Origin of the sequence: Amycolatopsis marina (assembly GCF_900111885.1) — a bacterium.
GTDB lineage: Bacteria > Actinomycetota > Actinomycetes > Mycobacteriales > Pseudonocardiaceae > Amycolatopsis > Amycolatopsis marina.
Genome location: NZ_FOKG01000034.1, coordinates 13001 through 38198, shown reverse-complemented (window position 1 = coordinate 38198; position 25198 = coordinate 13001). Strand labels below are relative to the sequence as shown.

Annotated in this window: 25 protein-coding genes; 19 read left to right on the top strand and 6 right to left on the bottom strand. The window is 70.4% G+C overall.

What is annotated here, in order from left to right; translation table 11 throughout:
• Positions 1 to 51 precede the first annotated feature (51 nt).
• From BM199_RS34825 to BM199_RS31380, 3 genes are read left to right on the top strand one after another with little or no spacing between them, the layout of a single operon-like run.
• Positions 52 to 447, top strand: a complete 396-nt coding sequence (locus tag BM199_RS34825) for a transposase (RefSeq protein WP_228714306.1) — start codon at positions 52 to 54, stop codon at positions 445 to 447.
• Positions 448 to 487: 40 nt separating this feature from the next.
• The gene (locus tag BM199_RS34820) at positions 488 to 949 is read left to right on the top strand and encodes a transposase (protein ID WP_233520242.1); all 462 of its coding nucleotides are present in this window, start codon (positions 488 to 490) and stop codon (positions 947 to 949) included.
• 48 nt (positions 950 to 997) lie between these two features.
• Positions 998 to 1333 carry an NUDIX hydrolase gene (locus tag BM199_RS31380; protein ID WP_281245774.1) on the top strand — a complete coding sequence of 112 codons (336 nt, stop codon included), beginning with the start codon at positions 998 to 1000 and terminating at the stop codon, positions 1331 to 1333.
• A 514-nt stretch (positions 1334 to 1847) separates the two neighbouring features.
• Here BM199_RS31380 and BM199_RS31375 read toward each other — a convergent pair.
• Complete coding sequence (locus BM199_RS31375; protein ID WP_005456771.1) at positions 1848 to 2255, bottom strand: bacteriophage spanin2 family protein; 408 nt, start codon at positions 2253 to 2255, stop codon at positions 1848 to 1850.
• Between the two features lie 100 nt (positions 2256 to 2355).
• The gene (locus tag BM199_RS31370; RefSeq protein ID WP_005456772.1) at positions 2356 to 3405 is read right to left on the bottom strand and encodes a TerC family protein; all 1050 of its coding nucleotides are present in this window, start codon (positions 3403 to 3405) and stop codon (positions 2356 to 2358) included.
• A 269-nt stretch (positions 3406 to 3674) separates the two neighbouring features.
• Between BM199_RS31370 and BM199_RS31365 the strand changes: the two genes are divergently transcribed.
• On the top strand, positions 3675 to 4172 hold the full coding sequence (locus BM199_RS31365) for a hypothetical protein (protein WP_005456773.1): 498 nt from the start codon (positions 3675 to 3677) through the stop codon (positions 4170 to 4172).
• Between the two features lie 88 nt (positions 4173 to 4260).
• Positions 4261 to 4740 carry a helix-turn-helix transcriptional regulator gene (locus BM199_RS31360; protein ID WP_177242873.1) on the top strand — a complete coding sequence of 160 codons (480 nt, stop codon included), beginning with the start codon at positions 4261 to 4263 and terminating at the stop codon, positions 4738 to 4740.
• 409 nt (positions 4741 to 5149) lie between these two features.
• Here the strand turns inward: BM199_RS31360 and BM199_RS31355 are convergent, their stop codons facing one another.
• Positions 5150 to 6160 carry a TerC/Alx family metal homeostasis membrane protein gene (locus tag BM199_RS31355; protein WP_225950578.1) on the bottom strand — a complete coding sequence of 337 codons (1011 nt, stop codon included), beginning with the start codon at positions 6158 to 6160 and terminating at the stop codon, positions 5150 to 5152.
• 214 nt (positions 6161 to 6374) lie between these two features.
• On the opposite strand from BM199_RS31355, the gene BM199_RS31350 reads away from it, so the two are divergent.
• Both BM199_RS31350 and BM199_RS31345 read left to right on the top strand, forming a co-directional pair.
• The gene (locus tag BM199_RS31350; protein ID WP_005456777.1) at positions 6375 to 7691 is read left to right on the top strand and encodes a bifunctional folylpolyglutamate synthase/dihydrofolate synthase; all 1317 of its coding nucleotides are present in this window, start codon (positions 6375 to 6377) and stop codon (positions 7689 to 7691) included.
• Between the two features lie 152 nt (positions 7692 to 7843).
• Positions 7844 to 8959 carry an L-threonylcarbamoyladenylate synthase gene (locus BM199_RS31345; RefSeq protein WP_005456778.1) on the top strand — a complete coding sequence of 372 codons (1116 nt, stop codon included), beginning with the start codon at positions 7844 to 7846 and terminating at the stop codon, positions 8957 to 8959.
• On the opposite strand, the gene BM199_RS31340 is transcribed toward BM199_RS31345, so the two are convergent.
• The 3 genes from BM199_RS31340 to BM199_RS31330 all read right to left on the bottom strand — a co-directional run bounded on the left by BM199_RS31340 (position 8864) and on the right by BM199_RS31330 (position 11493).
• Complete coding sequence (locus BM199_RS31340) at positions 8864 to 10252, bottom strand: UDP-N-acetylmuramoyl-tripeptide--D-alanyl-D-alanine ligase (protein WP_005456779.1); 1389 nt, start codon at positions 10250 to 10252, stop codon at positions 8864 to 8866. The genes BM199_RS31345 and BM199_RS31340 overlap by 96 nt on opposite strands.
• Before the next feature lie 72 nt (positions 10253 to 10324).
• Positions 10325 to 11194 (bottom strand): DUF6671 family protein, encoded by an 870-nt coding sequence (locus BM199_RS31335; RefSeq protein ID WP_005456780.1) that lies wholly within the window; start codon positions 11192 to 11194, stop codon positions 10325 to 10327.
• Positions 11194 to 11493, bottom strand: a complete 300-nt coding sequence (locus BM199_RS31330) for a helix-turn-helix transcriptional regulator (protein WP_005456781.1) — start codon at positions 11491 to 11493, stop codon at positions 11194 to 11196. The genes BM199_RS31335 and BM199_RS31330 overlap by 1 nt, the downstream gene beginning before the upstream one ends.
• Before the next feature lie 126 nt (positions 11494 to 11619).
• Between BM199_RS31330 and BM199_RS31325 the strand changes: the two genes are divergently transcribed.
• The 12 genes from BM199_RS31325 to BM199_RS33590 all read left to right on the top strand — a co-directional run bounded on the left by BM199_RS31325 (position 11620) and on the right by BM199_RS33590 (position 25112).
• Positions 11620 to 12078, top strand: a complete 459-nt coding sequence (locus BM199_RS31325; RefSeq protein WP_005456782.1) for a hypothetical protein — start codon at positions 11620 to 11622, stop codon at positions 12076 to 12078.
• Positions 12075 to 13658 (top strand): proton-conducting transporter transmembrane domain-containing protein, encoded by a 1584-nt coding sequence (locus BM199_RS31320; protein WP_091679436.1) that lies wholly within the window; start codon positions 12075 to 12077, stop codon positions 13656 to 13658. Before BM199_RS31325 ends, BM199_RS31320 begins: the two co-directional genes overlap by 4 nt.
• Positions 13655 to 13816, top strand: a complete 162-nt coding sequence (locus tag BM199_RS34075) for a hypothetical protein (RefSeq protein ID WP_005456784.1) — start codon at positions 13655 to 13657, stop codon at positions 13814 to 13816. Before BM199_RS31320 ends, BM199_RS34075 begins: the two co-directional genes overlap by 4 nt.
• Positions 13813 to 16443 carry a DUF2309 domain-containing protein gene (locus BM199_RS31315; protein WP_005456785.1) on the top strand — a complete coding sequence of 877 codons (2631 nt, stop codon included), beginning with the start codon at positions 13813 to 13815 and terminating at the stop codon, positions 16441 to 16443. The genes BM199_RS34075 and BM199_RS31315 overlap by 4 nt, the downstream gene beginning before the upstream one ends.
• 91 nt (positions 16444 to 16534) lie before the next feature.
• Positions 16535 to 17134 (top strand): hypothetical protein, encoded by a 600-nt coding sequence (locus BM199_RS31310; RefSeq protein ID WP_005456790.1) that lies wholly within the window; start codon positions 16535 to 16537, stop codon positions 17132 to 17134.
• 46 nt (positions 17135 to 17180) lie between these two features.
• Positions 17181 to 18626, top strand: coding sequence for an NADP-dependent isocitrate dehydrogenase (locus BM199_RS31305; RefSeq protein WP_005456797.1), 1446 nt, complete (start codon positions 17181 to 17183; stop codon positions 18624 to 18626).
• A gap of 35 nt (positions 18627 to 18661) precedes the next feature.
• The gene (gene ilvD, locus BM199_RS31300) at positions 18662 to 20344 is read left to right on the top strand and encodes a dihydroxy-acid dehydratase (protein ID WP_005456798.1); all 1683 of its coding nucleotides are present in this window, start codon (positions 18662 to 18664) and stop codon (positions 20342 to 20344) included.
• Between the two features lie 239 nt (positions 20345 to 20583).
• Positions 20584 to 21369, top strand: a complete 786-nt coding sequence (gene fabI, locus BM199_RS31295; RefSeq protein WP_005456799.1) for an enoyl-ACP reductase FabI — start codon at positions 20584 to 20586, stop codon at positions 21367 to 21369.
• A gap of 97 nt (positions 21370 to 21466) precedes the next feature.
• A complete protein-coding gene (gene bioD / locus BM199_RS31290; protein ID WP_005456800.1) occupies positions 21467 to 22147 on the top strand; it encodes an ATP-dependent dethiobiotin synthetase BioD in 681 nt (226 codons plus the stop codon).
• 96 nt (positions 22148 to 22243) lie between these two features.
• Positions 22244 to 23095: a phosphoadenosine phosphosulfate reductase domain-containing protein gene (locus BM199_RS31285; protein WP_083844754.1), complete on the top strand. Its 852-nt coding sequence runs from the start codon at positions 22244 to 22246 to the stop codon at positions 23093 to 23095.
• 362 nt (positions 23096 to 23457) lie between these two features.
• Positions 23458 to 23841: a helix-turn-helix domain-containing protein gene (locus tag BM199_RS31275; RefSeq protein WP_005456801.1), complete on the top strand. Its 384-nt coding sequence runs from the start codon at positions 23458 to 23460 to the stop codon at positions 23839 to 23841.
• Positions 23842 to 24179: 338 nt separating this feature from the next.
• A complete protein-coding gene (locus BM199_RS33590; protein WP_143101978.1) occupies positions 24180 to 25112 on the top strand; it encodes a hypothetical protein in 933 nt (310 codons plus the stop codon).
• Positions 25113 to 25198: the final 86 nt, after the last annotated feature.

The following is a 25198-nucleotide window of genomic DNA, read 5'->3' as shown; positions in this document are numbered from 1 at the left end:
GCTAGGGCGTGTCTGACAATGGTGTTGGCGGGTGGTTGAGATGCTGTTCGGGTGTCGCGGTTCCAGTTGCTTTCAGATGATCAGTGGGCGTTGATCGAGGACCTGCTTCCGGTGCGTACCGGCAAGCAGGGCCGACCGTTCTCGGATGCGAGGTCGATGGTCGAAGGGATCATTTACCGGTATCGGTGCGGGATCGCGTGGCGGGATGTGCCTGCGGTATTCGGCCCGTGGCAGACGATCTGGACCTGGCACCGCCGGATGGCCGGTGACGGCACCTGGGACACCGTGTTGCAACGTCTGCTGACTGCTGCGGACTCGGCCGGCCTGGTGGAGTGGTCGGTGTCGGTGGATTCCACGATCGCGCGTGCGCATCAGCACGCCACCAACATCACCCGCCCCACAGGGGGCTGGGTCGAACTACACGGATCTGCACAACGAGCCGCCTGATCACGCGATCGGCCGCTCTCGTGGCGGCTGGAGCACCAAAGTGCACCATCTCGTCGACGGGAACGGCCGCCCGCTGGTGACGTTAGTCGGGCCCGGCCAGGCCGGGGACGCGCCGATGTTTCCGCATCTGATGCGGCAACTGCGTGTCGCTCGCCTCGGACGTGGTCGAGCTCGGACCCGGCCCGACCGTGTCCGCGGCGACAAGGCTTATTCCTCGAGAGCGATCCGGGGGCATTTGCGCGATCGCGGCATCACGGCGGTGATCCCCGAGCCGGCCGACCAGGCCGGGCACCGCACCCGCCGCGGTTCCCGCGGCGGCCGTCCGCCCACCCTCGACGCGGTCGATTATCGCGGCCGCAACGTTGTCGAACGGCGCATCGCCCTGCTCAAACAATGGCGTGGCCTGGCAACTCGCTACGACAAACTCGCCATCGTCTATCGCTGCGCGGTCGTTCTCCACGCCGTCATCACTTGGACCAAGACATTGTCAGACACGCCCTAGCCCTCGACGTGCGCGCCAGTTGAGACAGCAGAAGAGTGAGACCGCCAACTGTTCCTAACGCCCGGCGGAACCGTCGAGCCAGGCGAGACGCCTCGAGCCGCAGCAGCCCGTGAACTCTTGGAGGAGACCGGCCTGCTGGGCGAGCTGCTGTCAGTGCCGGCGGCCGTCGCTGTCCGCTCTTTCCGCGCCGACTGGACGCCAACGCTGAGCCTGTCCTACGGAGCCGTCATCAACCGCGACGCGCCACTCGGCGGGGAGAAGGGACAGCCGCCGAAGTGGGTCGACCTGGACGAATCGTGGGAGAGCGTGTTCCCCGAGGATCGCGACCGAATCCGCGCGTATGTGCGCAGGCTCGCGGCAGAGCACGCGGTCGAGGCGCGCTGATCCTGTCGGGCGGGGCTTTAGTGTCAACGGCGGGCGAATCTTGACCCCCTGGCGGCACCTGGGTTAGGCGCCACGCCGGGGTCAGTTTTCACGCGCCGTCGACAGCTTTAGTTGGTGGCGGCCCCTGCGGACAAGCACAGATCGTCCCAAGCACCATCCCGCTCTGGCGTTTTCATGGGCGGTCTGGGTCGCACGTCCGGACGTGAACGTCCGCCGTTTCGTCGTTGACATGGCCGCTGATCAGGTCCGATCAACGCCGGGTAGCGTGGGTGCGCTAGCGAATCTGGGAGTGATTATGGCGATACGACGAGATGCTCTCGCAGCACGGCGCGAGGCTCTCGGCTTCACCCAGGAAACCCTCGCCCAGGAGCTTGGGGTGGAGCTCTCGACAACCTGACCTCGCCTGCGAGTGGGCCGCTCACCTGGAAGGGAGGGACGACCGACGAACGTTCAGCGGGGTCGCCGACGGTGCTCATCACGGGCTGCTTCCTGTCGTGCCCGTGACCCTACTTGGTCAGGGCGCGCAGGCGGTGGTGAGCGCGGCGGCCTGATCGGCCCTGGTCTGCAGCCAGGCGGCTGGAGCACTGGTGAGGGTGTCCAGGGTGGCCGTCTGCAGGGTGGCGGCCAGGTCGGTGATGGCGCGGCCGATGTCGGTGTCGCTGGTGGTCGCGGCCAGGTCGGTGAGCTCGGTGGCGGTGGTGTGCGCCTGGTCCAGTGCGGCCTGCGGTGCGCTGAGGTCGGGCGGGTTGGCGACCAGTGCCAGCGCGTCGCTACACACCTCGGCGGCGGCGACCGCGCCGGTCACGGTGTCCGCGGCCGAACCGGCGGTGTCGCCGGCCTGCTGGACAGCGCCGCAGCCGCTGATCGCCGCCACGACGCCCACGCCGAGCAGCACAGAGGTCCATCGAGTCGAGATGCGCATGAGCGGGTTCCTTTCCGGATGGGCTGGGTCTGTGGGGTGGTGCCGCCCACCGCTGGTGGGGGGAGTGAGCGGTGGGCGGCACCGGGGCGGTCGACGCGCGTCAGTCGCGCGTCGACAGGCCAGTGGGCGAGGACGGGGCCGTCTCGGCTGCGGCCGCCCCGGTTTGGGCTGGCTCGGTCGTGACCGTGTCGGGCTCCGCACCGGCCAGCGAATCGGCAGAGGCAGCCGCTGGGGTGGCCGGGGTGGTGCGGGTGCGGATCCAGCTGGCCGTGACGGCGACGGCGAGCAGGAGGGCGACCACGGCCAGCGAGAACCAGGTGGGGATCTTGTAGAGGTCGAGCAGCAGCATCTTGATGCCGACCCACACCAGCACCAGGGCGAGGCCTAGCTTGAGGTAGATGAAGCGGTGCATCAGGTCGGCGAGCAGGAAGTACATGGCGCGCAGGCCCAGGATGGCGAAGGCGTTGGAGGTGAACACCAGGAACGGCTGCTGGGTGATGGCGAAGATCGCCGGGATGGAGTCGACGGCGAAGACGATGTCGGTGACCTCGACCAGCACCAGCACCGCCAACAGAGGGGTGGCCACCCAGCGCCCGGCCTGGCGCACCAGGAACTTCTGCCCGTGGTACTCCTCGGTGGTGGGGATGACCTTGCGGAACAGGCGCAGCACGACGCTGCGGTCGGGGTCGATGGTCTCGTTGCGGTGCACGGCCATCCGGACACCGGTGGCGACCAGGAAGGCGCCGAACACGTACAGGATCCAGGCGAAGGACGCGATGAGCACCGAGCCCGCGGCGATGAACACCGCCCGGAACACCAGTGCGCCGAGCACGCCGTAGAACAGCACGCGGTGCTGGTACTCGCGGGGAACGGCGAAGTAGCCGAAGATGATCGCGAAGACGAACACGTTGTCCACCGCGAGGGACTTCTCGATCACGTAGCCCGCGAAGTACTGGGCGGCGAACTCGCTGCCCCACGCCCACCACACGATCGCGCCGAACCCGAGGCCGAGCGCGACCCACACCGCCGACCAGGCGGCGGCCTCGCGGACCCCGACCACGTGTGCGCGGCGGTGGGCGAACAGGTCGATCGCGAGCATCACCAGGATCACGCCGAGCACCGCGGCCCACGCCCACAACGGAACAACCACAGTCAAGCACCTCCGGTCACGTCGAGTGAAACCGGAGGTCTCCCCAACCGCCAGAGCACGTGCGCTGGGTCCGGTGGCGCCGGGACCGGGCAGCCATCGAACTGCCGTAATGACGATCCCGGACGTGGTGGGTACTCCCCTCCGCACCACCAGAATGACGAAATACGGTTCGCCTGTCAAGGCTTGACTGGCGAACCGTACTTCGTCAATCTGGAAATGAGGCCAGCGCGCGGCCTCCTCGATCCGTGCCGTGGAAAGCAGGTCCGCTGATGCCCGCCCAGTGCACAACCCTCGTCTGCGTCGTCGACGCCACCGATCCCGCGCCGGCCGCCGAGCTGCCCGCGGCGGTCGAACTGATCGCCGACCACGGCCACCTCGTGCTCGCCGTGCTGCACCCGCCGCCGGGGCTCACGCTCAACGCGCGGCTGATCGCCTGGCAGCAGGTCCGCCGGGAGCAGGTCACCGCCGCGGCGCTCGCTCCCGCGCTGTCACGGCTCCCGTCATCCGGGCTGGCCGAGCGGGGCGTGCGGATCCACACCACCGCGTGGCATCACCGTCGCGGGCCGGGCGGCCGGCATCGGCGCGTGGCCGCCGCCCTGCTGCGACTGTGCCGAGTGCACGACGCCGACGTGCTCGTGTTGCCCGCCCATCCTCGCGCCGAGCTCCTCACGCCTGCGACCTGCCAGTACCTGCTCGGCCTCACTCAACCTCGGCTGCGGATCCGCCGCGCAGACGAGCACACCCTGCCCGACGCGATGCTGGTCTGATCACACCCGGTCGAGCAGCTCCCCGCCGATCCGGACCCCGCGCCGACAGCGGCATCGAGAGTGGAAGGAATGCCTTATGGTCGGCCCCATGCGGCCTGCCGAACCCCCACCCGACCACGCCCTCCCCACCCCAGCGGGCTCGGATCCCACCGACTCCGGCACGGTGGATTCTGGCGTGGTGGATGCTGGTGCGGAACCGGCCGACGCCGCCGCGTCGCAGACGCCAGGGTCGTGGATGTTCCTGAGCAACCACGCCCACGTGCTGCTCTGCCTGGCCGCCGACCCGCACCAGACCCTGCCCGTCATCGCCCAGAAGGTCGGCATCACCACCCGCGCCGTCCAGCTCATCCTCACCGACCTCATCCAGGGCGGCTACATCGAGCGCACCAAAGTCGGCCGCCGCAACCACTACCGCATCAACCCCGACGGCCATCTGCGCCACCCGCTGGAAGCCCACCACCGCATCGCCGACCTCATCACCGCCGTCGGTCCCGCCACCCCTGACGATGCTCGTGATGCTTCGGCTGACGGCGCCTCGACTCCTCCGCGTCGTCGCCGCACCGGATAACTCGCCACCCTTGGTAAACGAACCACAGTTCGTCATTCTCGACGTTGAGGGGGAGTACCTCAACGACCAAGCCCCGCGTCGTCAACACGATCTGGCCGACCCGGATCCGGCGCAGGCACCCGCCGCCCCACCGCGCGGGTCCAGGAAACCTCACGCCACCGACGCCAGCACCACCAAGCACGCCCTGGCAAGGGCTACGTGGCGTGGCCGGGCGGTGTGCGGACAGGACCTCGCGACGACCAGCGCCCCTCTCGCTTCGCACCCCACACTGACACGCCACCCGGGACGGCGTGTGTTCATCGTGGCGGGCGGGGCGGCACCAACGCTGCGCAGGTGATGACCAACGCCAGCAGAATGAGTGCCGTGACAGCGATGTCGATGAGGAATCCGGTGAGCATGGTGAACATGGTCAGTCCTTCTCAATCACGTGCTGCTCGGCTCGGCGGCGGGTGCGCAGGCTCGCCGCGATGACGACGGCGAGGATGGCCACGATGACAGCGAGGGAGACCGGCGTGGGGATCTGCGGGGTGGCCGGCCAGATTCCGTGGGCCCAGTGCAACACCAGTTTCAGACCGATGAACGCGAGAATGACCGCCAGGCCGTGGTTGAGATAGACGAGCTTGGCCAGCGTGGCGTGGAGCACGAAGTAGAGCGCGCGCAGGCCGAGCAGCGCGAAGGCGTTGGTGGCGAATACCAGGTAGGGGTCCGCGGTGATGCCGTAGACCGCGGGGACCGAGTCCACGGCGAACACCACGTCGGTCACGAACACCGCGGCGACCACCACCGCAAGCGGCGTGAGCGCGCGTCGTCCGTGCTCCCGTACGGTCAGCCGGGTGCCTCGGTAGTCGTCGGTGACGGGCATGAACCTGCGGAGCAGTCGCACGATACGCATCTGGGATACGTCGCGGCCCGCGAAGGCCGAACCGGTGTGCACCTCGTGCAGGATCTTGCCCGCGGACACGAGCAGGATCAGGCCGAAGAGGAGGAACGCCCAGGTGCCTGCCTGCAGCAGCGCCGCGCCCGCCGCGATGAAGATGCCCCGCAGGACCAGGGCACCGGCGATGCCGTACAGCAGCACCCGTTGCTGAATGGGGGACGGGACCGCGAACCCGGCCAGGATCAGCATGAACACGAACAGGTTGTCCACCGACAGTGACTTCTCCACCACGAAGCCGGTGATGAACTCCAGTGCCGGCCCGCTGTCGAACACCGCCCACAGCCAGATCCCGAACAGGACGGGCAGCGTGAGATAGAACACCGACCAGCCAATCGCTTCCCGTATCGACACCTCGTGGGGACGGCGGGTGACGGCGAAATCGGTGACGAGGAGGCCGAGTATTACGGCGATGCTGGCGACCCACAACCAGGGCGACCCGATCGACGAGGACCCCACCGAGTCGGCGGGCGCGGCCACGGACAGAGACGACACCACGGGATGAAAGGGCACGAAGACCTCCGCGCACGGACGACGTTCGAGGTCTCCTTCACCCTGGTGAGGGCGGTCGCCCGGGGACACCATGGGGTGTCCGTATTGACCAGGCAGACACTTAGGGAAGTACTCCCCTCTGCACGCAGTGTCACTGGCCGGAATGTGGCTGTCAAGGTTGATCGGGGGTGGATCTAGGATCGGTGGCGTGAGGCGCGCCGGGGTATGGCAGTGGCTGGACGGTCACGTCGACCATGAGCGGGGGGTGGGGGTCGCTGCTGGTGGGGTGGTGTCGCAGGCCCCGACGACCGTGGTCATCGAGCGGCTGCTGCGCACGCTCGGCCGGCCCGAGCAGCGGGTGCCGGTGATCCTGGTGGCCGGCACCAACGGCAAGAGCACGACCGCCCGGATCCTGGCCGCGGTGCTGGCGGGCAGTGGACTGCGGGTCGGGTTGTACACCAGTCCTCATCTGCACCGGCCGCAGGAGCGGATCACCATCGATGGTGTCACGATCACCGACGACGAGTTGGCGGCGGTGCTCGACCCGCTGGTGGCGGACGAGCGCACCGCGTCAGAGCTGGGGCGGCCCAGTTGGTTCGAATTGATGACCGCGGCCGCGGTGGGCTGGTTCGCCGACCAACGTGTTGATGTCGCGGTGGTCGAGACCGGTCTGGGTGGCAGCGGCGACGCGACCGCCGCGCTCGGCGCCGGCCTGGTGGTGGTCACGTCGGTGGGCGTCGACCACGTCGAGTACTTCGGTGACACGCGGTGGGACAACGCCGTGGCTGAGGCTGGCGCGGTTCCTGAGGGCGCGACCGTGGTGCTAGCCGAAGCGGACCCGGCCATGCACCCGCCGTTCCTGGGCCGCCGCCCCTCGCGCGTGGTGACCGTGGATCGTGACTTCGGCGTGGCCGCCGACGCGCCGGTCGCGGATGGCCGGACGGTGTCGCTGTTCACGCCCGGGGCGACTTATGACGACGTTTTCCTGCGTCTGCTGGCACCGTGGCAGGCGGCGAACGCGGCGACGGCGTTGGCCGCCGCCGAGGTGTGGCTGGCCCGGCCGGTGGCCGACCAGGTGGTGCGGGCGGTCTGCGGGGCGCTGCGGGCTTCGGGCCGCTTTGAGCTTGTCCACACCCCCGGCCCTGTGCTGATGGACGGCGCCCACAACGAGGAAGCGGCCACCGCGCTGGCACGGGCGCTGCGGGAGCGGTTCGACGGCGTCTCCCGCACCGTGGTGGTCGGTATGACCGGGACCCGCGCGCCGGAGGCGTTTCTGAGTGCCCTGGGGGTCGGGGCTGGTGACTGGGTGATCTGCACCTCGCCCCGGACACCGCGAGCGGTGCCGCTCGCCAGGCTCGCCGCCGCCGCGCGGGCGGTGGGCGCAGGATCGGTCGCGGTCGAGGCGGATGTGGGTGATGCGGTGCGCCGCGCGGCGGCGGCGAATGATAGCACGCTCACGGTAGTTACCGGGTCGCTCTATGTGATCGGCGAGGCGCTGCCCGTCGTGCGAGCGCTGGTGACGTGACCACCCGTGCTGCCCGGGCTGAGCGCCGCGCGTGCTGATCGGGAAGAGAGGGTACGAGATCCGGTCTCGAAATGGGTCCGGCGGCGCGGGGGCAACGGTGATCGCGCGAGCCGGTGGTGTGTCAGACTGCAGTGGTGAGGGGTGAACGGGTGATGTCGGATCAACCAGGCATCGCGCCTGAGCGCGTGGGACTCGATGTGGAACGCGCTGCTGGCACCCTGCGCGCGGGTGGGCTGGTCGCGTTCCCGACCGAGACCGTGTACGGGCTCGGCGCGGACGCGGAGAACGTCGACGCGGTGGAGCGTGTCTTCGCCGTGAAGGGGCGGCCCTCGACGCACCCGCTGATCGTGCACCTCAGCGGGGCGCGTCAGCTCCCCGACTGGGTCGCGGAGGTGCCCGACGCGGCGCGCCGCGTCGCTGACCGTTTCTGGCCTGGCCCGGTGACCCTGGTTCTTCGTCGGGGCCGCCGTGTTCCCCGCGCGGTCACCGGCGGTCTGGAGACGGTCGCGCTGCGGGTGCCCGACCATCCGGTCGCCCGCGCGCTGCTCACGGCGTTCGGTGGCGGTGTGGCGGCGCCATCGGCCAACCGTTTCGGCTCGGTCAGTCCCACGGCGGCTGCTCATGTTGGCGACGGGTTGGGCGCCGACGTCGACTACGTGCTGGACGGCGGCCCCTGTGCGGTGGGTGTCGAGTCCACGATCGTCGACCTCACCGGCGCACCTGCGATACTGCGCCCAGGCGGCGTGACACGAGAGGATCTTGAGCGCGCACTGGGTTGCTCCGTGCCGGTGCGGGCGAGGAGTGCCGTACGCGTTCCGGGCCAGCATCCGTCGCACTACGCGCCGAGGGCACGGGTTGTCCTGGTCGAGCCGGGCCAGGTGATCGGCCACGCCGAGTACCTGGCAGCGCAGGGCCGGCGCGTCGGCGTCCTGCTGCCGCCCGAGTTCGCGGGCGGTGCCGGTGCGTGTGCCGGGCAGCGCGTTATCGCGGTGCCGGACTCGGGTGCGCGGTACGCGCGGCGGCTTTTCGAGTTCCTCCGTGACTTCGACCGGCATGAGTGCGAGGTCGTGGTGGCCTCGGTTCCTACCCCGGACGGGCTCGGATTGGCGATCGCGGATCGGCTCCGCCGAGCGGCCGGGTCGCGCAGCCAGACGGCCGCGACTCCGGGCTGCTCAGCGGTTGCTGAGCGCGGCGACGAGGTGTTCGAGGTGGGCGGCGCGGGATGCTTTGATCAGGACGAGATCGTCGGGACGAAGGATTCGACTTAGCACGTCGTGGGCGGCCTGGCTGTCGGGAACGGCGATGATGTCGAGGGTGCTGTGCTCGGTGTCGGCCGCGTCGGCGATCAGAGGCGCGGTCCGGGTGCCGATGGTGATCAGGACGTCGAGGCCGGCGCGTGCGGCGAGCACGCCGAGGTGGTGGTGGGCGCCAGCGGCGTGGTCGCCGAGGTCGGCCATCTCGCCGAGGACGGCGATCCGGCGGCGGGCGGACATGGTGCTCAGGGTGGTCAGCGCGGCGGCCATGGAGTCGGGGTTGGCGTTGTAGGCGTCGTGGAGGAGCGTGACCCCGTCGCCCCGCACGATGGTTTGCATGCGCCCGCCGCTGGCGGGTTCAGCGGCGCTCAGGGCATCGGCGATGGTGTGGTGGTCAAGGCCGAGGCCGAGGGCGAGGGCGGCGACGGCGAGGGCGTTGCCGACGTGGTGCCGGCCGGTCAGGCGGAGCGTGACGGGTGCCGTGCCCTCGGGAGTGTGCAGGGTGAAGCACGCCCGGCCGCGCGGCGTGACGTGCACATCTCGGGCGTATACGCCGTTGGGGTGGGGGCGCTGGCTCCACCAGCGGGTGCGGGCGGGGGTGAGCGGGGCCATCGCGGCGACGAGCGGATCGTCGGCGTTGAGGATGGCCAGCCCACCGTGGTCTGCAGAGGGGAGCCCGGTCAGTAGTTCGCTTTTGGCCGCGGCGATCCCGGTTTGCCCGTCGGGGTATTGACCGAGGTGGGCGGTGCCGACGTTGAGCACGACCCCGACGTGGGGGGTGACCAGGCCGCACAGGTAGCTGAGGTGTCCACGGCCCCGGGCGCCCATTTCCAGGATGAGGTAGCGGGTGTCGGGGGTGGCGCGCAGGACAGTGAGGGGAAAACCGAGCTCGTTGTTGAAGGAGCGGTCTGTGGCGGCGACCGGGCCGTGGTGTGCCAGGACCTGGGTGGCGAGATCTTTGGTCGTGGTCTTGCCGTTCGACCCGGTGATGCCGATCACGGTGGCCGGCAGTCGGTCTGCCACGTGGCGAGCCAGGTCGCCGAGCGCGCGGGTCACGTCGGTGACCTGGACGGCAGGGGCGGGCACCGGGCGTGCGGCCAGCACCAGGGCGGCTCCCGCGGCGAGGGCCGCTGATGCGTGGTAGTGCCCGTCGGTGCGCCGGCCGGGGAGGGCGGCGAACACGCCGCCGGGGTGGACCTGGCGGGAGTCGATGCTGGCGGGTGCGGTCACCAGCAGCGACGGGTCGGTCCCCGGGACGAGGTGACCGTCGGTGGCCGCGGCGATCGCGGCGGCGGTCAGGGGGATCATCGTGGTGACGCTCCTTCGGACGTGCAGTGGCTGGGGCCGGCCGGGTGGGTCTGCGGGGGTGGTGTCCGGGGGTTACGGGTTGCAGCATTCGCAGAACGTGGGATCGGCACGTCGTTGGCCGTCATCGCGAGGGTGGCGGCCGCGGTGCGGGCAGCGGGCACACCCGTGGATCGTTGCCAGGGTCAGGCGGGTGGGCTCGCCACACGTGCCGCAGGGCAGACCAGGTTCGCGGTCCACCGGGCCGAATCCGGGGGTGCCGCAGGCCGGGCACAGGGTGGCCAGACGCGAGGCGAGTTGGTGGGCGAGCACGCTGATCTCCCGCATGCGGGTGGGGTTGACGTGCGCGCGCATGTCGGTCTCCAGTCGCGCCAGGCCATCGGTGGAGTGCGCGGTGCACCGGCTGATCGCCGCATCGAGGTCGGCACGGGTCTGGATGCCCTTGCAGATGGGGCCTGGAGCCCGCACGTCGGCGGGGCTGTGGGGACGGACGATGACCGCGTGGGCACCGAAACCGACGCGCGCCAGGTAGGCGTCGGTTTCCTCGTCGAGGCGGCGGGTCGTGGTGTGGCTGAAGTTCGTCGGTGTGGTTCGGCGCTCCAGGATGCAGACGTCCCGCACCGTGTCGAGGAAGGCGAGGATCTCCTGGCCGGCGCTCAGCATTGGCGCGACCGGGTGCGGGCCGAAGGAGCCTTCGCTGGCCACGGCGAGTCCGAGGCCGGTCGACTCGATCGCGAGGCGCGCCTTGCGGACCGCGGTCTCGGCCGCCGACCCGGCGCGGGGGATCTCACCGGTGAAGGTGCCGAGCTGATCGGTGTCCACATCGTGGGCGAGCACAAGCCGCATGCCGGGGATCCGCGCCAGGGCGGCAGCGAGGGCTCGCTGCTTGCCGTGTCGGGTGGCCATCGCGACCGGTGCGCCCGCGTAGGGGTGCACGGCGAGCATTACACGAGGTTGCCGGATCGGGCGTCGATGCCGGTGAGCAGGGCCACGAGCTGCCCGATGGCGGTGTCACGGTCCATCGGGTGCCGCAGCGGCAAATCCGGATGCAACCGGTACCGGTTGCGCCGCCCCTCCCTGGTGCGTTCCAGGTAGCCCGCCTCGACGAGGTCGGCCACGATGCGCTGCGCCGCCCGCTCGGTGATGCCCACCACCTCGGCCACATCCCGCAACCGAACTTGTGGATCCCGCACCACGCACAGCAGTACGTGGGCGTGATTGGTCAAGAACGTCCACTCCTGCATGGCCGCAACTGTACCTCGTCGGGGGTAACGCATGTCACGCTTGCCAAAGCACGTCATCAATGTCGTATGATTCATATCGCGTATTAGAACACAGGTCATTGGTAGCGTGCTTGGGAGGTGGGTGTCATGGGCGACGAGGAGATGGCGCTCCCGTGGGAGAACCTGCTGCGGGAGGTGGGCGCGGTGGTCGACGCCGAGATGGCGGGCGTACTGACCGGCGAGCGCGCGGCCGATGAGGTGGCGCGGCGCTGGGCGCACCGGTGGGCCTCGCCGCCGCCGGACGTGGTGATCGACACCAGCCCGCCGGGCGTGCGGCGGGGGGCCGCGCAGAGCGTGGGTGCCTACATCGCCCGGGAGCTGGAACGGGGGCGGTCGCTGTACTGCGTGGTCCACGACGAGTTCGTCCGGGTGCGGATCGGGGGTTTCGACGGGCGTGCGTTGCCTCCGCATTGCCTGGAACACCTCGGTTCGCCGCCCGAGCCCGCTGCGGGCACCGGTGCTGAGCCGCGCGCCACCGACCTCGCCGGAGCCCCGGCGACGCGCGGCGCGGCGGCGCGCGCGGGTCAGGAAGGTACGACGGCGTGACAGGGGTGACGCTGCTCGTTTTGGTGGCCCTTCCCGCTGTTGCGGCCATGGCCGGGTCGATCCGGCGGCTACGAAGCTTGGCGCCCGCGTTGGGTGCGGGTGCGGCGCTGGTGGCCACCGCGCTGGCGGGGACGCTGGCCGTGACGGTGGTAGTCGGCGGGCCGGTGGCGATGGTGCTGGCCAACCCGGACGGGCGAGCCTGGACCGGGCTGGTGGTCGACCACGTCGGGGCGATCGTTCTGCTGCTGGTGTGCACGGTCAGCGCCGTGGTCCAGGCGTTCGCCCGCCGCTACCTGCACGGCGATCCGGCCGCGGCCCGCTTCGCTGTCGCGGCGGGGGCGCTGACCGCCGCGACCACGGTGATGGTGACCGCGGCGACTCTCGTCACCCTGGCGGTGGCGTGGACGCTGACCGGGGTGATCTTGTGCCGTCTGGTGGGGATGTATCGGCCGGCGCCCTCGGCCGTCGATGCCGCACGGCGCACCACCCGTGCCGTCGTCGCCGGGGACGCCGCGTTGTGGACTGGGGTTGTCCTCGCGGTCACGGTCTGGGGGGATCTCGACCTGCGCCACCAGGGCGACGCGGCCCTCGGCGGTGCGGTGGGCACGGTGGTGGCCTGTTCGCTGGTGGTCGCCGCGGCCGTGCGGTGCGCGCAGCTGCCCTGGCACCGATGGCTGCCGGCGACCCTGGCGGCACCGACCCCGGTTTCGGCTCTGCTGCACGCCGGCGTGGTCAACGCCGGCGGGGTGCTGCTGGTGAAGCTGTCGCCGATCGTCGGTGCCGCGCCGGTGGCGACACACCTGGCGTTCGCCATCGGAGCCGCCAGCGTCGTGGCCGCCACCGCGATCATGCTGACCCGCCCCGACATCAAAGGGGCGCTGGTGCACTCCACGATCGGGCAGATGGGGTTCATGCTCATGACCTGCGGGCTCGGCCTCTACGCCGCGACGGTGGTGCACCTGGTGGCGCACGGGCTGTTCAAAGCCACCCTGTTCCTCGGCTCGGGGTCGGCCGTGCAGCGGCACGCTGGCCACACTGCGGCTCCTCCCGCGCCTCGGTTGGCTCCTGCTCGCGCAGCGCAGGTCGCTGTCCTCGCCGGGGTCGCCGCCGTCGCGGCGGTCGGGGTGGCGGCCTGGTTGCTACCCCTTCATGCCGGTGGCGTCGCGTTGTCGCTCTTCGCCGTGGCCACCGCCGCGCGGCTGGCGTGGGGCTGGCTGCGTCGTCACCCGACCGGCGGCGCGCTGGTCACGGTGGTGATCGTGCTGCCGGGCGTGGCGATCGGGTACCTGGCCCTGGTGGGCGCGGTCACCGAGCTCCTGGCCCCGAGCCTGCCCGCAAGCGGGCCCGCCGCTGTCTCGGCCTGGGTTCTCGCGACCGTGGTGGCGGTGCTGGCGGCCGGTGCGCTGCTGCTCCACCTGGCACCCGCGGTCGGTCTGGGCCGGTGGCGCGACCGGCTGTACGTGGCGGCGTTGTCCGCCGGGCAGCAGCGCACGTACACCGCCGCCTGGGGTCACCCGCCATGGCTGGTACCGACACCGCGTCCGCGGCCGGTTCCCCAACTGGAAGGAGCTCGGGCGTGACTCGCCCCCACGCGCTCGACGGCATCCCGCGCAAGCGGGTCGCCGCCATGACAGGTGAGTCACCGGCTGTCCCGCACGCGTGGCTTCCCCTGTTCTCCACGGTCGCACGTTCCGCCACTTGTCGCGTCGTGCTCGCGCAGGAGGGTTCACACTCATGACCACCGGCCCCGCCACCAACCTCGCCCCCGATGCCGTCTCTGACGTCGCCACACAGCAGGCGGCAGTGCGCGCCGAGATCGCCGACGCGGCCGGATTCCTGGCTCCGACCTGGCCATTGGCGGACTTCATCGCGGTCAACCCGTTGTCCGGCCTGCTGGACCGCCCGTTCGCCGACGCGGCCACCACCGCCGCGGATCTGCTCGGAGCACGAGTCACCCCAGACGAGACCTGGCTACGTGCCGCCTGGCAGCGCGGCCGGATCACCGACGACGACCTGCGCGCCGCGCTGGCCCGCCGCCACCCCACGGCGCTACAGCGGGGCCCGCTCACTCTCGGCAACCGCGCCTACGACCCGGTCGACCTGCTGGTGGCCGATCTGCACCAGGGCATCGCGTGTCCACCGCCGCGCCGTCAGGCACGCACCGCGGCCGAAGCACTGGCCCCGGAGGTGGCCGCCCTGCTCAACACCCACACGATCCAGTGGTGCGCGGCCTACCTGGACGAAGGCCAGTCCACCTGGCGGATGCCGGGTCGTGACCGCGGCTTCTACTCGGCGTGGCGGGCGCTGGCCGCCCATGACGGAACCTTGCCGCGGCCGGTGCGGGCGCGGCTGCGGCACCTGCCCGAACGCGCCGAGCACACCATCCTGGACGCGCTGGCCGCGCTCGGTGTCCCGGACGACCAGCGGACCCGCTACCTGCAGGCCCACCTGGCCTGCTTGCCCGGCTTCGCCGCCCACGTCCGGTGGCGCGGCGAGCGGCCCGACAGCGGCATCGACCTCGTCGACTACCTCGCGTTGCGGTTGGCCGTCGAAGCCGCCGCGCTCGCCGGCTCCCACGCTCCCGGCACAGCGTGGTCCTGGGCCTCCGCGAGCCGGTTCGACACCCGGCAGGCCACCGTCGACCCGCACGACCGGGCCTACCACCTGTTGGGAGCGCTGGAAGTCACCGACACCGATGCCGCCCAACGGAGCGAGCTGGTGGAGCTGCTCGACCAGCTGCCGATCCAGCAGCGGGCGCTGGTCTGGCTGGACGCCTACGAGGACCACTACCGGAGCCGGCTGCTGCTGCGCATCCTCGGCCGGCCCCAGCCCGAACTGCCCGAAGCCCCACCGCGGGCGCAGGTGGTGTGCTGCATCGATCCCCGCTCCGAAGGACTGCGCCGCCACCTGGAGGTCCTCGGCAGCTACCAGACCCTGGGCTTCGCCGGTTTCTTCGCCGTCGCCATGCGCTACCGCGACCTCGCCGGGGGTGCCGCTCGCACCCAGTGTCCCGGCCCGATCACGCCTCGCCACACCCTCACCGAGCACCCCGCCCCTGGTCGGCGGCGCGCGGCCGAGCGGTCACTGGCCGGCCGCAGGGTGCTCGCCGCCGCCGAGCACTCCCTGCACGCCGCCAAGGACGACCTGCTGGCGCCGTTCGCCCTCGCCGAAGCCGCCGGCTGGCTGGCCGGGCCGCTGGCCGCGGCCAAGACCTTCACTCCCCGTGCCGCCGGCGCCACAGGCGCGTGGTGGGCCCGCCGCATCACGCCCGAGCCGCAGACCGAGATCTCCATCGCCGAGGCGCTCACCCCCGAGGAGCGTGCCGCGACCGCCGAAACCATCCTGACGTTGATGGGCCTGACCCGCGGGTTCGCGCGGCTGGTCGTGTTCTGCGGGCACCGCGCCCACACCGACAACAACCCCTACCAGGCCGCGCTGGACTGCGGCGCCTGCGGGGGACATCCCGGAGGTCCCAACGCCCGCACGGCCGCCGCCCTGCTCAACGATCCGCAGGTCCGCCTTCACCTGGCCGACCGCGGCATCACCGTTCCCGACGACACCTGGTTCGTCCCGGCCGAACACGACACCACCACCGACACCGTACGCCTGCTGGACACCCACCTCCTGCCCGCCACCCACCGCCGCGACGCTGACAGGCTCACCGCCGACCTCCGCACGGCCGGCACCCGGCTGGCCGCCGAACGCTGCGCCATCCTGCCGGGCGCACCCACCCGGCCCCGCCCGCGGCACGCGGCGCGCCACACCCGCGCCCGGGCCCGTGACTGGGCCCAGGTCTTCCCGGAATGGGGTCTCGCCGACAACGCCGCCTTCCTCATCGCGCCCCGCGCCCTCACCCGCGGCATCGACCTGCACAGCCGCGTGTTCCTCCACGACTACGATCCCGACCTCGACCCGACCGGCACCGTCCTGGAAACAATCCTCACCGCGCCGCTCGTCGTCGCACACTGGATCAACAGCCAGTACTACTTCGCCACCGTCGACCCGCAGTCCTTCGGCGCCGGCAGCAAAACCCTGCACAACGTCACCGGTGGGGGCCTGGGCGTCATGACCGGCCACACCAGTGACCTCCAGCCCGGCCTGCCCTGGCAGTCCCTCACCGACGGCCACCACGCCCGACATGAACCGCAACGCCTGCTCGCCATCGTGCAGGCACCCCTGCCCAGGCTGGACACCCTCATCGCCCGCCACACAATGCTGCACCACATGTTCAGCCACGACTGGATTGGACTCGCCGCACGGGAACAGCCCGACGACCCGTGGCACCGCTACACCCCCACCGGGTGGCAGCCCTGGCACCCCAGCACCGACACGCCAGCACCGACATCCCGGCAGGCGCTCCCGTGACCGCTCCACACCACCCGATGGCGGCGTCCCACCCGGAACGACCTGTCCTAACTCCCCACGTAACAGAGCCGCTTGGAAAGAGAGGTACCCGATGAGCGCGCTTCTACTGATCTCAAGTGTGGACCACGCCGAGGTCGCCGTCGAGCAGGCGAGCGACTACCTGGTCCACCACCGGCGCTACGGCGGCGATCCAGCTCAGCGGGACGCCCTGCTCGGGATTTGGATCCGCCGCGAGCTTGACGCGGACCTGCCCACGTTGTTCCCGTGCGGCGAGCATGTGCAGACCTGCGGATGCGCCGTCGGGGACCCCACGGAAGGGCGCCCGCCAGCAGTGCCGGTGGGGATCCGGACCTCCTCCTCGGTGTCCGGGCTGTGGTCGCTGTGCTGGCTGGACGGTTCCGCCCTGCGCGAGGCACACAACCCCCACCAGCGACGGCGCCTGATCCTCGATGTCCTGGTGCAAGGCGCGGCGCCCGCAGCGAGCCTGCCGGGAGCGTTCTTTCCGGTCTTCGCGCACACCGACTCCCGCGACACCGTCCACGCCACCCTGACCGAACTCGGCAGCCGCTACCCGCGCCTGGTCGCGACCCACTGGTACATCGATGACCCAGAGCAGGGCATCAGTGGACCGTGCGGCACGACCAGCGCCGGATGCCGGCTCGCACGCGGCACCGCCACGACTCGCCCCTAGCCCATCCAGCGTCCCGTCCCGTCACGTCCTCGGTCTCAGGAGCAGCATGACCACGCATTCCACATCCGCACCGATCACCGTCGCCCACGGAGACGGAATCGGTCCGGAAATCATGGAAGCCACCCTTTCGGTGCTCAACGCCGCAGGCGCGGCCCTTGACATCGACACGATCACCATCGGAGAGTCGGTCTATCAGGCTGGCAACCCCGCCGGCGTCACTCCCGAGGCGCTCGAGTCGATCCGCCGCACGGGTGTGTTCCTCAAGGCGCCCATCACCACCCCGCAAGGCGGAGGGTTCAAGAGCCTCAACGTCACCGTGCGCAAGACGTTCGGTCTCTATGCCAACGTCCGGCCATGCGTCGCCTACGCACCGTTCGTCGCCACCAAGCACCCTGGCATGGACGTCGTCATCGTTCGGGAGAACGAAGAGGACCTCTACGCCGGCATCGAGCACCGCCAGACCGACGAGGTCGTGCAGTGCCTCAAGCTCATCTCCCGGCAGGGATGCGAGCGGGTAATTCGCTACGCCTTCGAGTACGCCACAGCCTATCGGCGAACCAAGGTGACAGCGTTCACCAAGGACAACATCATGAAGATGACCGACGGCCTGTTCCACCGGGTGTTCGACGAGGTCGCCGCCGACTACCCCGATATCCAGGCAGAGCATTGGATCGTCGACATCGGTGCGGCCAAGCTCGCCGACACCCCCGAGGCGTTCGACGTCGTCGTCCTGCCGAACCTCTACGGCGACATCCTCTCCGACGTCGCCGCCCAGATCGCCGGATCTGTCGGCCTCGCCGGAAGCGCGAACATCGGCGAGCGAGTCGCCATGTTCGAAGCCATCCACGGATCCGCCCCCCGGCGAGCCGGCCAAGACGTTGCGAATCCTTCAGGGCTGCTGCTGGCCGCGGTACAGATGCTGGTCCACATCGGACAAGCCGACGTCGCGAGCCGAGTCCACAACGCCTGGCTGCGGACCATCGAAGACGGCATCCACACCTACGACATCTACGAGCCCGATACCAGCACCTCCAAGGTCGGCACCACGGCGTTCGCGGCATCGGTCATCGACCGTCTCGGCCAAGAACCCACCCGGCTGCCGGCAACGCACTACGCCCAGCACAGGCCGATCACCGTCAAGCTCGCGGGCCGATCCGCTGCCGCCAAGACCCAGCTCGGCGTCGACGTGTTCGTCCACAGCCCAGACACCACCCCAGACGAACTCGCCGCCAAGCTTCGTCCGTTCGCCGCACCCCTGCACCTTGACATGATCTCCAACCGGGGACAGAAGGTCTGGCCAGGCGGCGCGCCCGAGACCCTGCTCACCGACCACTGGCGATGCCGCTTCCTCGACCCGCGCGGGACCACCACCGCCGCCGAGGTCGTCGCCCTCCAGGCCCGCATGGTCGAGCACGGCATCGAACCGATCAAGACCGAAGGACTCTACGCCTTCGACGGCGAACCCGCATTCACCCGAGGCCAGGGCCAATGAAGGGCCGAGCTGACCAAGCGAAGCCGGGAGAAGACATGGACCCGCGTCACCGTAGCCGAATCGTCACCGACGGCGTCACCCGAGCACCGGCCCGGGCGATGCTGCGGGCAGTCGGGTTCGCCGACGAGGACTTCACCCGGCCGCAGATCGGTGTGGCCGCGGCCGCCAACGACCTCACACCCTGCAACATCGCCCTGGACCGCCTGGCAGGCGCGACGGCCGACGGGGTCAGGAAGGCGGGCGGGGTGGCGATGCGGTTCTCGACCATCGCCATGTCCGATGGGATCGCCATGGGGCACCGCGGCATGCGCGCGTCCCTTCCCAGCCGGGACCTCATCGCAGACTCGGTCGAGTGTGTCATGGAGGCCGAACAACTCGACGCGATGGTCACCATCGCCGGCTGCGACAAGAGCCTTCCCGGGATGCTCATGGCCGCCGCACGCCTCAACGTACCCACGGCGTTCTTGTACGGCGGCTCCTCCCTCCCCGGGAGCTGGCAGGGTCGGCCGGTGACGATCCAGGACGTGTTCGAGGCCGTCGGCGCGCAGGCAAGCGGCCTGCTCAGCACCGACGACCTCGACGAGCTGGAGCGCGCCGCGTGCCCAGGAGCCGGATCGTGCGCCGGCATGTACACCGCCAACACGATCGCCGCCGAAGCCGAAGCCCTCGGTATCGCACTGCCCGGCTCGGCATCCGCCCCCGCCATCGACCCCACACGCCCCGGCATCGCCCACGACACCGGAGCGGCCGCCGTCGCCGCCCTGCGCGCCGGGATCCGCCCACGCGACATCCTCACCCGCGAAGCCTTCGAGAACGCCATCACCGTGGTCATGGCCCTGGGCGGGTCGACCAACGCCGCGCTGCACCTACCCGCCATCGCCCACGAAGCCGGCGTCCGCCTGACCCTCGACGACTTCGACCGGATCAGCCGACACACCCCCCACATCGCCGATCTCCGTCCCGGTGGGCGCCACGTCATGGCCGACCTGCACCAGGTCGGTGGCGTGCCCGCAGTGCTCGCCGCGCTGCTGGACGCCGGACTGCTCCACGGCGACTGCCTGACCGTGACCGGAGCCACCCTGGCCGAGAACCTCGCCGAACTCGCAGCCCCGAAACCCGACGGTACGGTCCTCCGAACGCCAGATGACCCGCTCCGCCCCGACGGCGGCCTGGCCATCCTCCGCGGGGCACTCGCCCCCAGCGGCGCGGTGGTCAAGATGGCCGGCCTGACCGTCGACCGCTTCCACGGCACAGCCCGGGTCTTCGACAACGAAGACGCCGCCATGGGCTACGTCTCAGGCGGTCGCCTCACCGCAGGCGAGGTGATCGTGATCCGGTACGAAGGCCCACGCGGCGGACCGGGAATGCCGGAGATGCTCGCCGTCACCGCCGCTGTCCGCGGCACCGGCCTGGGTGACCAGGTGGCGCTGGTCACTGACGGCCGCTTCTCCGGCGCCACCACCGGCCTCTGCGTCGGCCACGTCGCCCCCGAGGCCGCTGCCGGCGGGCCGCTGGCGCTGGTCGCCGACGGCGACCCGATCATGATCGACATCCCGGCACGCACCATCGATCTCGACGTCAACCCTGCCGAACTCGAACGACGCCGTCACCGCTGGCACCCACCCCCTGCCCCGACCGGCAACGGCTTCCTAGCCAAGTACAGCCGCCTCGTCGGCTGCGCCTCGCAGGGGGCGCTCGTCGGCGCCACCCCACGATGAGCAGCCCCACCCGACGCAAACACCATCATGTCACGCGAGCGATCCGGCTTTTCTCCCATCGCCGTGCCGGCGGCACGGCCTGCGGGGCGCATCGGCGGTGCCGCCAGCGCCGACCGCCCTGTCGAAGGAATCACCGCCACGACCGGACCCTGCATCCGCCGGGCCATCGACGTCCACCAAGCGGTCACGACCCACGCCTGCCGGGCCGCACACACCAACCCCCGCGAAGGAGCCGCACTGTGTTGGACGGCAAGCACATCCTGGTGACCGGGGTCGTCACCACCGACAGCATCGCCTTCGCCGTCGCCCGCCGCGCCCAACAACTCGGCGCCGAGGTGCTGCTCACCGGGCTCCCCCGCGATCTCGATCGGGCCCGTGCGGCGGCAGCGCAGCTCACCGGCGACATCGACGTCATCCCCTTCGACGCCACTGCCTCCCACGACACCGCCCGGCTCACCGCAACGATCGCTGAGCGGTGGGAGAGACTCGACGGCGCCCTGCACGCCATCGCCTTCGCACCCGCCGACGCCCTGGAAGGCCCCCTACTCAACGCCCGCCCCGAAGGGATCGGACTGGCGTTCCAGACCAGCACCGTATCCCTCGCCGCGCTCGCCGCGGCGGTGAACCGGCTCGCCCCACCCTCCGGCGCCAGCCTGGTCGGGCTCGACTTCGACGCCAGCGCCGCGTGGCCGGTCTACAACTGGATGGGCGTCTGCAAAGCCGGACTGGAGTCGCTCAACCGGTACCTCGCACGCGACCTCGGGCCTGCCGGAATCCGGGTCAACCTCGTCGCGGCCGGGCCGATCCATACCCGGGCGGCCACCGGCATCCCCGGCTTCGAAGCCCTGCTCGACGCCTGGGCAACCCGTTCGCCCTTGCGGTGGGACCCAGCCGACTCGACCCCGGTGGCCGACGCCGTCTGCTTCCTGTTCTCCGACCTCGCCCGCGCTATCACCGGCGAGATCCTCCACGTCGACGGCGGCTACCACGCCATGGCCGCGCCCCTGCGCCAACAGGGATCATGATGGGCCACGAGGACATCCAACACCTCCACACTGATCAGGGCAGGTGCCCTGGCGCAGACTGGGCAAGATCTCGGCTGGTTGACCCGGTGGGCGCTCCATGACCCGACCTAGCCGACTCATCCTGGTCACCGGCACCGGCACCGAGGTCGGCAAGACCTGGGTGACCGCCGCCTTGTCGCGACGATTGCGAGCATTTGGCATCGAGGTCGCGGCCCGCAAACCGGCGCAGTCGTTCACACCCGGTGATACCGCGACCGACGCCGCCGTGCTCGGCGAGGCAACTGACACGCCCGCCGACACGGTGTGCCCGCCACACCGGTGGTACCCGGTACCCCTCGCGCCACCGATGGCCGCCGACACCCTACAACTGGCTCCGATCCTGCTCGACGACCTCGTCGCCGAACTCGACTGGCCCTCAGACGTCGCCATCGGCTTCGTCGAGGGCGCAGGCGGGCTGTGCTCACCAATCGCCCATGACGGCGACACCCTCTCACTGGCGCAGCGGGTGAGACCGGACCTCGTGCTACTGGTCACCGAGCCTGTCCTAGGAGTTGTGTCCCAGGTGCGCCTCGCCGCGCGAGCCCTCACCGGACACGAGGTGCTAGTCGTCCTGAACCGATACGACCCCAGCGACGAGGTGCACCGGCGTAGCCGCGACTGGCTGACAGCCATCGACGCGCTCGCCGTACTCACCAACCACGACCTCGCCGACACCGTTGATTCCGACGCGGCCTGGCGCGCCATCAGCGGCGAGCCCCCCTCGGCACGCAATCCCTGACCACGCCCCTCGGTCACTGACCCGCTTACCCACGTCCTGGACCCGAGCGGTTGGTCAGACCGGGTCAGTTTCACCCGGCAGCGACAGTCACCATGAGTGATCGCGAGAGGTGAGAACTCGACGCGGAACGGTATTGCTCTGCGCCAGCAGGCTCGCCTGAGTCGTGGCGAGGCTGCCAGCAGCGGCCGGCGCACTGTCGACACCTGGCTTCCGATCCACGACTGGACCGAAACCCAGGTATGGCAACGCATCCATGCGTCAGGTGTGCCGTACCACCCGGCCTACGACCAGGGCATGACCCGCCTGTCGTGCTCCCTCTGTGTGCTCGCCAGCCGCGCGGATCTGGTTCGCGCCGCACAACTACGCCCGGAACTGGCCGCCGAGTACGCGGAGCTGGAAGCCGAGATCGGGCACCGGTTCCGCAACGACCTGTCCATGGCCGAGATCATCACCGCCGCCGAGCAAGCCGCAACCGCGGGACACACCGAGGAGACAGCCACGATCGAGCTCGGCCAGGGCCAACTGTGGTGGCCGAGGTTCGAACGCCAGTCCGACCGCTACGGCACCGTGTTCCTGCTCACCGGTCCGGATGCCGAGGACTACGTCTCGTTCGAGAACGCACCCGTCGGCCAACCGGGACGACTCGTCGCCATCGTGGTCGAGACACGTCGCTCCGAGCACTGTGGCGACATAGCGCGGTCCCTGGCACCCGTCACGCCGACGGTCGGCGAGGAGATCACGCTCGGCGCCGGCACGTTGTTCACCGACACCGATGCCGATCTCGGCATACCCACCGCCGTCGGCCTCGCGCCGGACGACAACCGGGACGCCGACTGGCTCGACCCACGCGCCTTGTACCGCTGCCACAACCAAACCGTGCGGCTCGAACTCCGCATCAGCAGCCACACCAACAAGCGCGCACACGACACCAGGCCACGCGCAGCCTGAGAGCCGTCGCTGGCGCGGCGAACAAAGTCACAAAGGCCGTCCCTGCTCAATCGCCACACGAACCCCACCGCACACGCCGAGTGCGGGAAGAAGGAGAACGTACGTGACCAGGCTGATCGAGTCCGGCTATGACGGGCAGTTCGTCACTGACCAGGTCGGTCATTCCCACGCGGCGACCACGGCGATCTACACGGCGGTCAGCAGCGACTTCAAGAACCTAAAGGTCCGCGAGCACCTGGACGCGGTGCCGAGGAAGCCGTGCTGCAACGCGCCTTCGCGATGGCCGAGACGGAGGCGGAGATGGACGACGACTTCAGCGATCACACGTCAGGTGAGCCTGCTGGCCGCCGGAGGAGGGTGCGATGAACGCGGTGTCCCGGCAAGGACCGGACGAGCAGAACGACGACGTGCAGGTCCGGCAGCCGCGCTACGAGTGGCGGCTGCGTGAGCTGATGGCGGTCCGCAAGAACTGGTACACCACCACGAAGCTGATCCCGGAGTTGCGCAAGTACGGCTTCGAGTTCGACCGCAGCTCGATCTACCGGCTCGTCAGCACCGAACGTCCGCCGAAGATGCCGATCGAGTTGATCCTGGCCTTGTGCAAGATCCTCGACTGCCGCTTCGAGGACCTGGCGGTGGAGGTCGAGCCGCAATCGGCCACCGAGGAGCCGGCTCGCCGGGGTCCGCGGCCGGCCGTGCCGGACATGCCGTTGTTGTCCGCGGACTTCTTCGACGCCGAGAGCTGACCGGACACCGGGTCACGCACGTGGGGAAAGGGCGAGGTGTCTGCGCCAGCTGTGGATGCGACCGATCTCTGGTCGCTAGCGGGCTGTGCCATACCTGCTACCACGCCCGCCGGGACAAGGAGAGCTGTGTCGGGTGTGGCCGTCTGACCGTTCCGATTGGACGTACGGCGGAGGGGGCGTGGTGCCAGAACTGCAACGGAAAGCGCCGGGCCGAACCGTGCTCGCTGTGCGGTCGGTCGGGGCGGGTGGCCGCGCGGCGCTACGGGCAGCCGGTGTGTTCGCGGTGTTGGCAGCGCGAGCGGCGCGTCCCGCTGCCCTGCTCGGTATGCGGGCGGACGATGAAGGCCACGAAGAACAGCCCGCAGGGCCGGGTCTGCTACACCTGCCACCGCAAGACCGTTCCCCGCGAGCCCTGCTGGATGTGCGGCAAGGTCGTGCTGGCCGCCGCCCACACCGAGGAAGGAGCGTGGTGCGAACGATGCCGCCGGACGCATCTGGCCGAGCCCTGCTCACGATGCGGCCAGACGGCGCCGGTCACCGTCCGCGACGACGAGAAACGGCCGGTGTGCCGGCGGTGTTGGCAGCGCGGGCATCAACGGCCGCTGCGCCGGTGCATCGACTGCGGCGAGGACAAGCCTGCGGCTCGGCTCATCGAGGACGGGCCACTGTGCGAGAAGTGCGACAACCGGCGTGCGCCGGAGGTGCTGTGCCCGCGCTGCGGGAAGACCCGCAAGGTCGGGATTCTGAGCACGGGGGTTTGCCGGGCCTGCGCCCAGCAAGCTGGGCCACGCCAGCCGTGCCACAACTGCGGCCGGACCAGGTTGGTGGCCTACCGCGACGCCGACGGCGAACCGTGGTGCGACGGCTGCCGCCGCCAGACGCTGGCCGAACCGTGCTCGGGCTGCGGCGTCCACAAGGTGGTGTGCGCGCGTGACCATAATGGACCGTGGTGCAAAGCGTGCTGGGAAGTGGTGCGGCCCGGTCCGCCGTGTACCGACTGCGGGCAACGACCGTCGATGTCCGTGCCAGCTACGGACGGTGTGGCCAGGTGCGTGCCGTGCTACCTGGCCGCCCAGGTCCCCTGCACCCGATGCGGAACCACCGCCCGCGCCGAACGACATTGGCCGGAGGGCCCGGTCTGCCTGTCCTGTGTGGACGCGGTACGGCTCACACACGAGCACTGCCACTGCTGCGGCCAACTAGCCGCGGTGTTCCGCCGCGAGCCCGCCGGGCCGTTGTGCCCGGACTGCGCGGGCGTCACCTTCTCCTAGGGGGACCGCCGGGATACGGGAGAAACCTGCCAAGTGGTCGGGTAGTGCCTGGTAGAGGGCGCTAGAGATCGTTAGAGAGCCCGTGT

Bases quoted from the DNA above. Each gene is read 5' to 3' on its own strand.
- BM199_RS31310 (WP_005456790.1), top strand. From the start codon at position 16,535: ATGAGCGCGCTTCTACTGATCTCAAGTGTGGACCACGCCGAGGTCGCC.
- BM199_RS31330 (WP_005456781.1), bottom strand. From the start codon at position 11,493: ATGCAGGAGTGGACGTTCTTGACCAATCACGCCCACGTACTGCTGTGC.
- BM199_RS31325 (WP_005456782.1), top strand. From the start codon at position 11,620: ATGGGCGACGAGGAGATGGCGCTCCCGTGGGAGAACCTGCTGCGGGAG.
- BM199_RS31375 (WP_005456771.1), bottom strand. From the start codon at position 2,255: ATGCGCATCTCGACTCGATGGACCTCTGTGCTGCTCGGCGTGGGCGTC.
- BM199_RS31275 (WP_005456801.1), top strand. From the start codon at position 23,458: ATGAACGCGGTGTCCCGGCAAGGACCGGACGAGCAGAACGACGACGTG.
- BM199_RS31305 (WP_005456797.1), top strand. From the start codon at position 17,181: ATGACCACGCATTCCACATCCGCACCGATCACCGTCGCCCACGGAGAC.
- ilvD (WP_005456798.1), top strand. From the start codon at position 18,662: ATGGACCCGCGTCACCGTAGCCGAATCGTCACCGACGGCGTCACCCGA.
- bioD (WP_005456800.1), top strand. From the start codon at position 21,467: ATGACCCGACCTAGCCGACTCATCCTGGTCACCGGCACCGGCACCGAG.
- BM199_RS33590 (WP_143101978.1), top strand. From the start codon at position 24,180: ATGAAGGCCACGAAGAACAGCCCGCAGGGCCGGGTCTGCTACACCTGC.
- BM199_RS31315 (WP_005456785.1), top strand. From the start codon at position 13,813: ATGACCACCGGCCCCGCCACCAACCTCGCCCCCGATGCCGTCTCTGAC.
- BM199_RS31340 (WP_005456779.1), bottom strand. From the start codon at position 10,252: ATGATCCCCCTGACCGCCGCCGCGATCGCCGCGGCCACCGACGGTCAC.
- BM199_RS31345 (WP_005456778.1), top strand. From the start codon at position 7,844: ATGTCGGATCAACCAGGCATCGCGCCTGAGCGCGTGGGACTCGATGTG.
- BM199_RS31365 (WP_005456773.1), top strand. From the start codon at position 3,675: ATGCCCGCCCAGTGCACAACCCTCGTCTGCGTCGTCGACGCCACCGAT.
- BM199_RS31360 (WP_177242873.1), top strand. From the start codon at position 4,261: ATGCGGCCTGCCGAACCCCCACCCGACCACGCCCTCCCCACCCCAGCG.
- BM199_RS31335 (WP_005456780.1), bottom strand. From the start codon at position 11,194: ATGCTCGCCGTGCACCCCTACGCGGGCGCACCGGTCGCGATGGCCACC.